Origin of the sequence: Micromonospora sp. R77, from assembly GCF_022747945.1 — a bacterium.
Classification (GTDB): Bacteria; Actinomycetota; Actinomycetes; order Mycobacteriales; family Micromonosporaceae; genus Micromonospora.
Genome location: NZ_JALDST010000001.1, coordinates 4,321,478 through 4,333,709, shown reverse-complemented (window position 1 = coordinate 4,333,709; position 12,232 = coordinate 4,321,478). Strand labels below are relative to the sequence as shown.

Annotated in this window: 10 protein-coding genes and 1 pseudogene; 6 read left to right on the top strand and 5 right to left on the bottom strand. The window is 75.2% G+C overall.

The window, feature by feature from the left end; translation table 11 throughout:
• The first annotated feature begins 14 nt into the window (after window positions 1-14).
• The 5 genes from MRQ36_RS20495 (at window position 15) to MRQ36_RS20475 (ending at window position 4,843) form a co-directional block, all read left to right on the top strand.
• Window positions 15-734: an ABC transporter ATP-binding protein gene (locus MRQ36_RS20495; protein ID WP_242797774.1), complete on the top strand. Its 720-nt coding sequence runs from the start codon at window positions 15-17 to the stop codon at window positions 732-734.
• Complete coding sequence (locus MRQ36_RS20490) at window positions 731-2,032, top strand: FtsX-like permease family protein (RefSeq protein ID WP_242797772.1); 1,302 nt, start codon at window positions 731-733, stop codon at window positions 2,030-2,032. The genes MRQ36_RS20495 and MRQ36_RS20490 overlap by 4 nt, the downstream gene beginning before the upstream one ends.
• 458 nt (window positions 2,033-2,490) lie before the next feature.
• Window positions 2,491-3,465: an FtsX-like permease family protein gene (locus tag MRQ36_RS20485; RefSeq protein WP_242797770.1), complete on the top strand. Its 975-nt coding sequence runs from the start codon at window positions 2,491-2,493 to the stop codon at window positions 3,463-3,465.
• Window positions 3,466-3,538: 73 nt separating this feature from the next.
• Window positions 3,539-4,033 carry a nitroreductase family deazaflavin-dependent oxidoreductase gene (locus tag MRQ36_RS20480; protein ID WP_242797768.1) on the top strand — a complete coding sequence of 165 codons (495 nt, stop codon included), beginning with the start codon at window positions 3,539-3,541 and terminating at the stop codon, window positions 4,031-4,033.
• 66 nt (window positions 4,034-4,099) lie between these two features.
• Window positions 4,100-4,843 carry a nucleotidyltransferase domain-containing protein gene (locus tag MRQ36_RS20475; RefSeq protein WP_242797766.1) on the top strand — a complete coding sequence of 248 codons (744 nt, stop codon included), beginning with the start codon at window positions 4,100-4,102 and terminating at the stop codon, window positions 4,841-4,843.
• Between the two features lie 10 nt (window positions 4,844-4,853).
• Here the strand turns inward: MRQ36_RS20475 and MRQ36_RS20470 are convergent, their stop codons facing one another.
• Both MRQ36_RS20470 and map read right to left on the bottom strand, forming a co-directional pair.
• Complete coding sequence (locus tag MRQ36_RS20470; RefSeq protein WP_242797764.1) at window positions 4,854-5,570, bottom strand: VIT1/CCC1 transporter family protein; 717 nt, start codon at window positions 5,568-5,570, stop codon at window positions 4,854-4,856.
• The gene (gene map, locus MRQ36_RS20465; protein WP_242797762.1) at window positions 5,567-6,424 is read right to left on the bottom strand and encodes a type I methionyl aminopeptidase; all 858 of its coding nucleotides are present in this window, start codon (window positions 6,422-6,424) and stop codon (window positions 5,567-5,569) included. The genes MRQ36_RS20470 and map overlap by 4 nt, the downstream gene beginning before the upstream one ends.
• A gap of 95 nt (window positions 6,425-6,519) precedes the next feature.
• Between map and MRQ36_RS20460 the strand changes: the two genes are divergently transcribed.
• The gene (locus MRQ36_RS20460) at window positions 6,520-6,834 is read left to right on the top strand and encodes an STAS domain-containing protein (protein WP_242797760.1); all 315 of its coding nucleotides are present in this window, start codon (window positions 6,520-6,522) and stop codon (window positions 6,832-6,834) included.
• A gap of 16 nt (window positions 6,835-6,850) precedes the next feature.
• Here MRQ36_RS20460 and MRQ36_RS20455 read toward each other — a convergent pair whose 3' ends face one another.
• From MRQ36_RS20455 to MRQ36_RS20445, 3 genes and pseudogenes are all read right to left on the bottom strand, one after another.
• Window positions 6,851-10,516 carry a SpoIIE family protein phosphatase gene (locus MRQ36_RS20455; RefSeq protein WP_242797758.1) on the bottom strand — a complete coding sequence of 1,222 codons (3,666 nt, stop codon included), beginning with the start codon at window positions 10,514-10,516 and terminating at the stop codon, window positions 6,851-6,853.
• 203 nt (window positions 10,517-10,719) lie between these two features.
• A pseudogene (locus MRQ36_RS20450) lies at window positions 10,720-11,405 on the bottom strand (gamma-glutamyl-gamma-aminobutyrate hydrolase family protein).
• Between the two features lie 56 nt (window positions 11,406-11,461).
• Window positions 11,462-12,229 (bottom strand): 3-oxoacyl-ACP reductase, encoded by a 768-nt coding sequence (locus tag MRQ36_RS20445; protein ID WP_242797756.1) that lies wholly within the window; start codon window positions 12,227-12,229, stop codon window positions 11,462-11,464.
• Window positions 12,230-12,232: the final 3 nt, after the last annotated feature.

Below are 12,232 nucleotides of genomic sequence, written 5' to 3'. Positions count from 1 at the left end.
ACGGAGACCGCCCGGTGAGTGTGTTGGAGCTGCGGGGCGTACACCGGACGCACGGCGTCGGCGAGGCTGCCGTGGCCGCGCTGCGCGGGGTGAGCCTGACGGTCCGGCCGGGCGAACTGGTCGCCGTGATGGGTCCCTCCGGCTCCGGGAAGTCGACCCTGCTGGCGCTCGCCGGCGGACTGGACCGACCCACGGCCGGCGAGGTGCTGGTGGCGGGCGAACCGCTCGGCGGGCTGGCCCCGCGGGCGCTGGCCCGCCTGCGCCGCCGCCGGATCGGCTACGTCTTCCAGCACCTCAACCTGCTCGGCAGCCTCACCGCCGCGGAGAACGTCGCCCTCCCCCTCGAACTCGACGGCATCGGTGTCCGGCAGGCCCGCCGGCTGGCCCTGGCGGCGCTCGCCGAGGTGGATCTCGCCGGGCTGGGCGGGCGCTTCCCGGACCAGCTCTCCGGCGGCCAGCAGCAGCGGGTGGCGATCGCCCGGGCGCTGGTCGGTGAGCGCCGGCTGGTCCTCGCCGACGAGCCGACCGGCGCGCTGGACTCGCAGGCCGGGGAGGCGGTGCTGCACCTGCTGCGCCGTCGGGTGGACGCTGGCGCGGCCGGGGTGCTGGTCACCCACGAGGCGCGGCACGCCGGCTGGGCCGACCGGGTGGTCTTCCTCCGCGACGGCGTGCTGGTCGACTCGACGGCGCCGCTGCCCGGCGTCGAGCAGTTGCTCACCGGCAGCGGTCGGTGAGCCGGGGCCGGCTCGCCGGGACCGTCGGCTCCTGGCGTACCGCGCTGCGGATCGCGCGCCGGGAGACCCGCCGGGCGCGCGGACGGACCGCCCTGGTGCTGGCGCTGATCATGCTGCCGGTGCTGGCGCTGACCTTCACCGCGGTCACCTTCGACATGTCCGAGCTGAGCCGGGCGGAACGGATGGACCGGCGGCTCGGCGCCGCCGACGTGGAGCTGCGCTGGGTGGCCCGGAACGCGATCACCCAGACCGCGTGGGGCGAGGACTGGTGGGGCGAGCGCACCGAGGTGGTGCCACCGGCCCGCCCGGCCACCGCGGCCGAGGTGACCGCGCTGCTCCCGGCGGGCAGCCGGGTCACCCCGGTCCGCTGGTGGATGCCGTTCGAGGTCCGCCTGGACGGCCGGCTGGTGGGCTTCGAGGCATTGGCGCTCGACCTGACCGATCCGCTGGCCCGGCCGCTGGCCCGGCTCCGCGCGGGCCGGCCGCCGACCGGGCCCGGCGAGATCGCGATGAGCCCGCCGGCCCTGCGCCGCCTCGGGGTACGCGTCGGCGACCGGGTGACCACGGCGGACGGGGCCCGGACGTACACGGTGGTCGGGGTGGTGGAATTCCCGGACAACCTGGGCGAGGTGGTGGCGCTACCGTCCACGACACCGACCGGACCGGGGCAGGCCGTACCGAGCTGGCTGGTCGACCTGCCGGGCCGGCCGGACGGGACGTTCGTCTACCGGCTCAACGCGCGGGGGGTGGTGGTCACCGCGCGTACCCCGGCGCCGGGGCGGGACGACATGGGCACCGGGGCCACCGCGCTGCCGGACCCCGCCGAGGCCGGCAACGCCGTGCTGGTCGGCGGTCTCGGCCTGTTGGAGGTGGTGCTGCTGGTCGGGCCCGCCTTCGCGGTCGGCGTACGCCGACGGCGGCGCGACCTCGCGCTGGTCGCGGTCGCCGGCGGCGACCACGTGCACCTGCGCCGCGTGGTGCTGGCCGACGGGGTGGTGCTCGGGGCGGGCGGGGCGGTGCTCGGGCTGCTGCTCGGCGTCGCCGCCGCGTTCGCCGGCCGGCCGCTGGTGGAGCAGTACGTGACGCACGCCCGGCTCGGCGGGTACCGCGTCTTCCCGGCGGCGCTGGCGGCCATCGCCACGGTCGCGGTGCTGGCCGGGGTGCTCGCCGCCCTGGCGCCCGCCTGGTCCGCCGCCCGGCAGGACCCGGTGGCGGGGCTGGCGGGCCGGCGCGAGGCCCCCGCCACCGGCGGCGTTGGCTGGTCCTCGGCGTGCTGCTCGCCGTCGGTGGCAGCCTGACCGCCGCGGTCGGCGCCCCGGACCGACGCGACGGTGATCCTGATCGGGCTGATTCTCGGCGAGCTGGGCCTGGTGTTCGGCACGCCGGCACTGATCGGCCTGCTGGCCCGGACCGGTCGGCTGCTGCCGCTGGCGCCCCGGCTGGCGCTGCGGGAGGCCAGCCGGAACCGGTCCTCCGCCGCGCCGGCCATCTCCGCCGTGATGGCCGCGGTCGCCGGCAGTGTGGCCGTCGGCATCTGGCTGGCCAGCGACGAGGCCCGCACCCGGGCCCAGTGGCAGCCCGGGATCCCGCCCGGCCATGTGCTGCTGCTGCCGGAGTCGGACCAGTCCGCACCGCCGGGACTGCCGGCGGTCGCGGAGCGGGTCCGGGCGGTCCTGCCGGTCGGCTCCGTCGCCGCGATCGCGGTGCCGGCCTGCGCCCACCCCAGGGCCCGGAGGACTACTGCACGGCGTCCGCGGTGCTCCCGCCCGACCGGGTCTGCCCGTACGAGACGACGGAGTTCCGCTCGGTCGAGACCCGGCGGCAGGCCCTCGCCGACCCCCGGTGCAGCTGGCCGTCCCGCGGCCCGGACGGTCTCGGCGTGCCGACGGTGGTCGACGGTGACGGGGCCACTCTGCCGGCGCTCACCGGCGCACCGGCGTCGGAGGTGGCCGCCGCGTCGGCGGTGCTGCGGGCCGGCGGCGTGGTGGTGACCGACCCGCGCTACCTGGTGGCCGGCCGGGTCACCGTCACGGCGACCGGGCCCGCCACCAGGCCGACCGGGCTGCGTCCCGCCGAGGGACCGGAGGCGCAGTGGACGCTGACCGCGACGCTGCCCGGCCATGTGCTGCGCGGTGGCGTGCCGGTCGACCGCCTGCTGCTCTCCCCGGCGGCGGCGGCGCGGGTCGGCCTGGTGGGCCAGCCGTTCGGCTTCGCGGTCGACACCACGACCGCGCCGACCGGCGCGCAACGGGAGCGCCTCGCCGCCGACCTGCGTCCCCTCGCCGCGCTGTCGGTGCAGGTGGAGCAGGCCGCACCCCGACCGGACCGGCGACCGCTGCTGCTCCTGCTGGCGGTGGGCGCGGGTGTGATCACCCTGGGGGCGGCCGGGGTGGCGACCGGCCTGGCCGCCGCGGAGGGCCGCCGCGACCTGTCCACCCTCGCGGCGGTCGGAGCCAGTCCCCGGGTACGCCGCGTCCTCTCGCTCTGTCAGGCCGGGGTGATCGCGGTGCTCGGCTCGGTGCTCGGCATCGTGGCCGGCGTCGGCTCGGCGGTGATCATCCTGGCCTCGGTCAACCGCAGCTACGCCGAGAGCTGGCCGGTCCAGTCGCCGTACCCGGTGGTGGTGCCCTGGTCGACGCTGGGCGTGCTGGTCGTGGTGCCGCTGCTGGCGATGCTCGGCGCGGCGCTGTTCACCCGCTCCCGGCTGCCCGTCGAACGACGGCTCGACTGAGCGGCGACCGCCCGGCCGGCCGGCGGGGCGATCGGGGGTGCCACCGACGCCCGGCAACCGGCACACTGGACGGGTGTCCGTTCTGGGAACCCTGGCGCGCCGACTCGGTCACCACAAGTGGTTCGGCGCCACCATGCGACTGCTGGTCCCCGCCGACCGGCTGGTCGGCCGGCTGACCCGGGGGCGGGTGGTCGCGCTGGGGCTGATCCCCTCCCTGGTCATCACCACCACCGGCCGCCGCTCCGGCAAGCCCCGCAGCAACCCCCTGCTGTACGTGCCCGACGGCGACGGCTACGTGGTGATCGGCTCCAACTGGGGGCAGCAGCACCAGCCCGGCTGGGCGCTGAACCTGCTCGCCCAGCCCGCCGCCGAGGTGGACGTGAAGGGCCGGCGGATCCCGGTCCGGGCCGAGCTGGCCACCGGCGCCGAACGGGACCGGCTCTGGCAGCTGCTGGTCACCGAGTGGCCGGCTTACCGGACGTACGTGCAGCGGGCCGGGGACCGGGACATCCGGATCTTCCGGCTGGTCCCGGTCGGCGAGGCGCGACCGGTGCCCCGACCGTCCTGACCGTGGCGCGGCACGCCCGCCCGCCGGCCCGGTGTCGCATACGGTGGGCGGAACGACCCGGCGGAGGTGACCGTGGACGGCGGCGGCGTGGAACTGGGCACCGAGGCGCACCTGGACGACCCCCGGTGGCGGGTCGCGGAACGGGCCGGCGCGGCGGCGCTGCGCCGCTTCCCGGCCGACCTGCTCGCCGTCGCGGTGCACGGCCCGCTGGCGCACGGCGACGACGACGGTGGCGGCGACCGGGAGGTCGGCCTGCTGCTGGTCACCTACCGGTCGGGCACCGGACCGGCACCGGCCACCCGGCGGGTGGACGGGGTGCTGGTGGACCTGACCGTGGCGGGCGCCGACGACTACCTGCGGCAGGCCCGCACGCTGGGTGCGCTCTGGCCGCTCACCGCCGACCGGTACGTCACCACCCGGGCGCTGCACGACCCGACCGGCTGGCTGCGCACGCTGCGCGACGAGCACCTGGCGCGGCTGGCCCGGGCCCGGCCCGGCGAGTTCAGCACCGCCGCCCGGCAGGCCTGGTACCGGGGCAGCGCCGCGCACGCCCGCGCGCTGCGGCTCGCCGAGTGGTACGAGACGGACCAGGCCCTGCTGATGCTGGGCGAGGCCCGGCTGGCGGCGGCGACCGTGCAGGGGCTGCTCGGCCGCACCTACTTCCGCGACCCGGGGGACGCGGTGCGGCGTACCGGGCTGGCCGGCGCGGACATGACCGAGGTGGGTCAGGTGCTGGCCCACCAGGCCGACGAGCTGGCCGCGCGGGGCCGCCCCGTGGACGGCACCGTCGACGACCTGCTCACCGGCTGACCGGGCACCGTCAGCCGAGACCGCCTTCGATGCCGATGAGGAGACCCACCAGATAGGTCGCACCGGCCGCGGCGGCACCGAGCAGGAGCTGGCGCAGACCGCCGGACCACCAGGGGCGGTTGGTGAACCGGGCGACGATCGCCCCGGCCACGAAGAGCCCCACCCCGCCGACGCCGAGCGCCAGCCAGAGGCTGGTGAAGCCGAGCAGGTAGGTCATGAGCGGGACCAGCGCACCGACGGAGAAGCAGAGGAACGACGAGATCGCCGCCGCCCACGGGCTGGGCTGCTCGTCGGGGTCGATGCCCAGCTCCTCGCGGACGTGCATCCGCAGTGCCTCTTCCGGGTTGCGCCGGATCTCATTCGCCACCTGCAGGGCCAGATCGCGGGGCAGGCCCCGGGCGACCCACGCCTCGGCCAGCTCGCGGGCCTCCGCCTCCGGATGCCGTTCCAGCTCGCGGCGTTCCTTGGCCACCTCTGCGGCGACCTGCTCGTTGGCCGAGCGGACGCTGGTGTACTCCCCCAACCCCATCGAGATGGCGCCGGCGACCAGGCCGGCGACGCCGGTGAGCACGATGCTGTGCGCCGAGACGCCACCGCCGCCGACACCGGCGATCAGGGCGATGTTGGTGACCAGTCCGTCCATCGCGCCGAACACGGCCGGCCGCAGCCAACCGCCGGACACGTCCGCGTGGTGCGCCTCGCGCAGCGCCGCCGGGGTCTCGGTCACGGCAGGGTCAGGATCTCGTAGCCGTCGTCGGTGACGACGATGGTGTGCTCGAACTGCGCCGTCCACCGGCGGTCCTTGGTGACCACGGTCCAGCCGTCGTCCCACATGTCGTACTGGTGGGTGCCGAGGGTGATCATCGGCTCGATGGTGAAGGTCATCCCCGGTTCCATGATGTCGGTGGGGCGCGGGCTGTCGTAGTGCGGCACGTAGAGGCCGCTGTGGAAGGCCTCGCCGATGCCGTGGCCGGTGAAGTCGCGGACCACGCCGTAGCCGAACCGCTTGGCGTACGACTCGATGACCCGGCCGATGACGTTGATCTGCCGGCCCGGGGCGACCGCCTTGATGCCCCGCATCATCGCCTGGTGGGTCCGCTCGACCAGCAGCCGGGCCTCCTCGCTCACCTCGCCCACGCAGAAGGTGGCGTCGGTGTCCCCGTGCACCCCACCGATGTACGCGGTGACGTCCACGTTGATGATGTCGCCGTCCTGGAGCACGGTCGAGTCCGGGATGCCGTGACAGATGACCTCGTTGAGGCTGGTGCAGCAGGACTTCGGGAAGCCCTTGTAGCCCAACGTCGACGGGTAGGCGTCGTGGTCGACGAGGAACTCGTGCACCACCCGGTCGATCTCGTCGGTGGTCACGCCGGGCTTGCAGTGCTCACCGGCGAGCTGGGTCGCCTGGGCGGCGAGCCGGCCGGCGAGGCGCATCTTCTCGATGGTCTCCGGGGTCTGCACGTGCGAGCCGCGCCACGGGGTCGGGCTCGGCCTGCCCACGTACTCGGGGCGGGTGATGTGGGCAGGCACCGGTCGCCACGGGGAGAGCGTGCCTGGGGTCAGCGGCGCACGGACGGTCATGCCGACAGCCTATCGCCGGGCGTCGGGGTGACCCCTGCCACGGCCCCGGCGCGCGGGTTGTTGCCGCACCCGTCCGGCTGTGCCATTGTTTCTGCGTGGATCAAGGGGGCGCATCTCCCGTCTTCTCCGCCACGGCGGAGGCCGACGGTGATCAGCTCCGCGTGGTGGTGACCGGTGAGGTCGACATGGCCACCGCCGACACCATGCTCCAGACCGCGCTGCGGGAACCGGCCGGGCAGGTCACGCTCGACCTGCGGGCGGTCACCTTCTTCGACTCGGCGGCCATCCACGCGCTGGTCCGGCTCGCGCAGCACCTCCCCGGCACGCTGACCGTGCTGCCGTCCCGGCAGGTCCGGCGGGTGCTGGAGATCTCCGGCCTGGGCGAACAGCCCTGGCTCGCCCCGGCCTGATCCACCGGCCGCCCGCTCAGTCCTTCAACCGCCGGCGCAGCGTCACCTCGGTGCCCGCCGCCGTACGCCGCACGCTCAGCTCGCCGAGCGCCCGGATCAGCGACAGCCCCCGGCCCCGGAAGCCGGAGCCGGTGGACTCCCGCCACGCGCCACTGTCCCGGACGGTGGCGGTCACCGTCCGGTCGGAGATGGTGACCTCGACGCCGATCATCGCCTCGGTCGGCGAGACCGGGTGCTCGATCGCGTTCGCCGCCGCCTCGGAGATCGCCACGGTCAGGTCGAACAGGTCGTTCTCGCCGACGTGGTGGGCGACGAGGAAGTCCTCCAGCCGCTTGCGCAGCACGGTGAGCCGGGTCGGGTCGGCCGGCAGCCGCAGGGCGAAGCGGTTCAGCTCGGCCGCCTCCAGCGCGAGCACCGCCACGTCGTCGTGGCGGGGCCGGCCGGCCACCCGCTCGACCACGGCGTCGACCAGGTCCGCGACGTGCTCGCCGCGGGTGGTCGCGTCGGCGCGGAGCCGGGCGAGCGCCGCGTCGATGCCGAGCTCCCGGTCCTCGATCAGGCCGTCGGTGTACAGCAGCAACCGGCCGCCCGGGGCCAGCGCCCCCTCGACGGTCCGGTACGACGCCGTGCCGAGCGCCCCGATCGGCGGCCCGAGGGCCCGGTGGTGCAGGAACGCCACGTCGTCACCGCGGATCAGCAGGGGCGACGGGTGACCCGCGCTGGCGTACCGCAGGCGGCCGGTGCGCGGGGAGAACCAGATGCAGAGCACGGTGGCGAAGGAGCCGCCCTCGGTGGAGCCGACGACCAGCCGGTTCAGCCGGGTCAGCGCCTCACCCGGGCCGAAGCCCTCCAGCACGTACGCCCGCAGCGCGTTGCGCAGCTGGCCCATCGCCGCGGCGGCCCGGACGCCCTTGCCCACCACGTCGCCGATGACCAGCACGAGTTCGTCCCCGGTGGTGCCGATGACGTCGTACCAGTCGCCGCCGACCTCGACGTCGGCGCTGCCGGGCAGGTAGCGGCTGGCCACCACCGCGCCCGGGAGCTGGGGCAGCGTGCGGGGCAGCAGGCTGTGCTGGAGGGTGGTGGCGATCCGGTGCTCGGCCTCATAGAGCTGGGCGTTCTCCAGCCGGACGCCGATCAGCCGGGCCAGCTCGTTGAGCGCGGCCTGTTCTGTCCCGTCCCCGTCGCGGCGCCAGACCCGCAGCTCGCCGAGCTGCTCGCCGGTGGTGCCGGTCAGCGGCAGCACCACCGACGGCTCGACGTCGGTGTCGCCGCCGCCGTCGGCCTCGTACCGGGCGCCGGTGGCGGTGACGACCACCCGGGCGGCCTCGGCCAAACTGAGCGCGTGCCGGGCGGCCACCTGCACCACGTCGGCGGTGGAGCGGGCGGTGTTGATCGCCACGGCCGCGTCGGCGAGGGCGCGGAGCCGGCGGATGATCTGCCCGCGCATCCGGCCCAGCTCGACGTTGGCCCGCACCCGGGCGATCAGCTCCTGGCCGGAGAAGGGCTTGGTCAGGTAGTCGTCGGCGCCGACCGAGAGCCCGGCGACCTCCTCGGCGGAGCCGGCCCGGGCGGAGAGCAGCACGATCGGCACGTGCCGGGTACGCGGGTCGGCCCGCAACGCGGTGACCAGCCCGAAGCCGTCCAGCCGGGGCATCATCACGTCGGTGAGCACCAGGTCGAACGGCGCCTCCAGGGCCCGCCGGAGCGCCTCCACGCCGTCCGGCACGGCGACCACCTCGTACGACGCGCGGAGCAGCCGGCTGACGTGTTCGCGCAGGTCCGCGTTGTCGTCGGCGACCAGGATCCGCCCGTTCCCGCCGGCCGTCCCGGTCTCCTCAGGCGGCGTGCCGGCGATGGTGACGTCGTCGGCCCACAGGACCGTCTCGGCGGCGTGCAGCCGGGCCTGCTCCGACTCGCTCAGCGGCACCGGGGCGAGGGTGGCGACCCGGTCGGCGGGCAGGTGCGCGTGGCCGAACGGCACGGTCACGGTGAAGGTGGTGCCCTCCTCCACCCGGCTGTGCACGTCCACGGTGCCGCCGTGCATCTCGACCAGTTCGCGGACCAGCGCGAGCCCGATGCCGGTGCCCTCGTGGGTCCGCGAGCGCACCCCGGGGACCCGGTGGAACCGTTCGAAGACGTACGGCAGCTCGGTCGGCGGGATGCCGACCCCGCTGTCGGTGACCTCCAGCCGGGCGGCGCCGTCCACGGCGCGGACCCGCACCCGGATCTCGCCGTCGAAGGTGAACTTGACGGCGTTGGACACCAGGTTGAGGACGATCTTCTCCCACATGTCCCGGTCGACGTGGACGGGCGCGGGCAGCGGCGGGCAGTCGACCACCAGCCGCAGGCCGGCCCGCTCGGTGACCGAACGGAACGTGCTGGCCAGCCGCGAGGTGTAGTCGGCGAGGTCGGTGGGCTGGTAGCGGGCCGCCGACCGACCGGACTCCAGGCGGGAGAAGTCGAGCACGGTGTTGACCAGCTTGAGCAGCCGGAGCGCGTTGCGGTGCATCGTGGTCAGCCGCTCGGTGTACGGCTCGGGCAGCGCGGAATCGGCGAGCAGGTCCTCCAGCGGGCCGAGCACCAGGGTCAGCGGGGTGCGGAACTCGTGGCTGACGTTGGCGAAGAAGTTGGTCTTGGCCCGGTCCAGGGCGGCCAGTTCGGCGGCCCGGGTCCGCTCCTGCTCGTACGCCCGCTGCTTGCCGACGGCGCGCGAGACCTGGGCCGCGATCAGGTCGAGGAAGTCGCGGTACTCCGGGGTGAGCGGGAGCCGGCGGCCGAGCCCGACGACGAGCGCGCCGGCGGCCTCGTTGGTCGCGGCGATCGGCAGGACGAGGGCCTCCTCGGCCGCGTCGTCGGGGACCGCTCCGAGCAGCTCGCGCACGGCCACCGTGCCGTGCCCGGCGGGGGCCGCGAGCCGGGCCAGCGCGTCGGCGTCGGCGCGGACGTCGTCCGGTGCGACACCGCTGCACCCGGCGAGCGCCGGCCGGCCGTCGCCGTCGTCCAGCAGGACCAGGCTGAACGGGACGTCCGCCCGGTGCCCGTCGAGCACCCGGGCCACGGCCCGGCCCAGTTCCCCAGTGTCCTGCACGTCGGCGAGCCGGGATGCCAGCTCGGCCAGGGCCCGCAGTCGACGCTCGCCGAGGACCCGGCCGGTGGTCTCGTTCACGAAGCAGAAGACGCCGTTGACGGTGCCGTCGGCGTCCCGGATCGGGTCGTAGGAGATGTCGAAGTAGACGTCCTCCAGGAAGCCGTACCGGTCGATGACGAAGGGATGGTTCTCGCCCCGGTACGGCTCGCCGGCGCGGTGGACCCCCTCGAGCAGCGGCCCGAGCACGTCCCAGGTCTCCACCCAGTGCCGGCTGGCCGGCTGGCCGATGACCGCCGGGTGCTTGGCGCCGATGGTGGGCACGTAGGCGTCGTTGTAGAAGGCGCGGTGGTCCTCGCCCCAGAACATGACGATCTGGGCGCGGGACGAGAGCATCATGCTGACCGCGTGCAGGAGCGCGGGCGGCCAGCCCGTCGGGTCACCGAGCGGCGTGGTGGACCAGTCGAAGGCGCGCAGCCGCGAGCCCATCTCGCCGCCCGCCGCGAAGGCCGCCGCCAGCAACGGTGACAGTTCGGCCTCGCCCGTCCCCGAGGACGACCCACGCCGGTCCGGGCTCCCGTGGGCCGAGCTCATGCAGCCTCCCGCTCCGGCCATGTCGACGACGACCGAGGAAGATCCGTCGGCCGTCCCCGCCTACTACCCCGGCCGGGGAGCAACGTAACGCCCTCCGGTCGACGGACGCCGGTTACCTCCGCCTCACTGGCTGTTCAGCAGCGTCCCGGCGTCCGGCAGCGTCACATCGCGGGGCTGAATGTGACAGGAGACACAGTCGACCGTCAGCGCGCGGCGCGTACCAGGGCGGTGACCGGTCGCGGGTCGGCGTCGTTCTCCGGATGCCACTGCACCCCCAACAGGAAGCGTCGCCCCGGCTCCTCCACCGCCTCGACCACGCCGTCGTCCGCCCACCCGCTCACCGTCAACCGGCCCGGATCGGCGACCGCCTGGTGGTGGTAGGAGTTCACCCGGTCGATCCCGGCCAGCACCGACGCCGCGCGGCTACCGGCGGCGAACCGGACCGGATGCGCGCCGTAGACCCCGGGCGCCGGGCGGTGCCCGTCGTGCCCGACCACGTCCGGCAGGTGCTGGTGCAGGGTGCCGCCGTGCGCCACCGCGAGCAGCTGCATGCCCCGGCAGACCCCCAGCACCGGCAGGTCGGCGGCGAGCGCGGCGGCCAGCAGGGTCAGCTCCCCGGCGTCCCGGTCCGGGCGCGGCTCGGTGCGCGGGTCCGGCGGGTGGGCGTACCGCTCCGGGCCGACGTCGGCGCCGCCGGCCAGCAGCAGGCCGTCGAGCACGCCCACCACGTCCGCGTCCACGTCGTCGGGGGCAGCACCACGGCCCGGCCGCCGGCCGCGGTCACCGCCCGGACGTACGCCTGCGGCACCAGCGCCGCCGGCACGTCCCGCCACACCGCCCAGCCGGCCGGTTCGACGTACGCGGTGATCCCGATCAGCGGACGCGTCACCGAGCCTCTTTTCGTTCGCGACTGCGGGGCTCGCAAAACCGGCTCACTCCTCGCACTCACAGAGGAGTGACGTAGGCGCCGGTGATCCCGCCGTCGACCACGAACTGCGCGGCGGTCATGAAGGACGAGTCGTCGCTGGCCAGGAAGGCCACCGCCGCCGCGATCTCCTCCGGGTTGCCGAACCGCCCCATCGGCACGTGCACCAGCCGGCGGGCGGCCCGTTCCGGGTCCTTCGCGAAGAGCTCCAGCAGCAGCGGGGTGGCGACCGGGCCGGGGCAGAGCGCGTTCACCCGGATCCCCTCCCGGGCGAACTGCACCCCCAGCTCCCGGGTCATCGCCAGCACCCCGCCCTTGCTCGCCGTGTACGCGATCTGCGAGGTGGCCGCCCCCATCAGCGCCACGAACGAGGCGGTGTTGATGATCGAGCCCTTACCCTGCCGGCGCATGTGCGGGATGACGTGCTTGCAGCAGAGATAGACGCTGGTGGTGTTGACCCGCAGCACCCGCTCCCACGCGTCCAGCCCGGTCTCCAGGATCGAGTCGTCGTCCGGCGGGGAGATGCCGGCGTTGTTGAACGCCACGTCCACCCGGCCGTGCCGCTCCACCACCTGGTCGAAGAGCGCCCGGACCGCCGTGTCGTCGGCGACGTCGCAGGCCACGAAGTCGCCACCGACCTCCCCGGCGGCCCGCTCGCCGGCCTCCGCGTCGATGTCCACGCAGACCACCCGGGCCCCCTCGGCGGCGAACCGCCGGACGGTGGCCAACCCGATCCCGCTGCCCGCCCCGGTCACCACGGCCACCCGGTCCGTCAGTCGTCCCTGCACGCT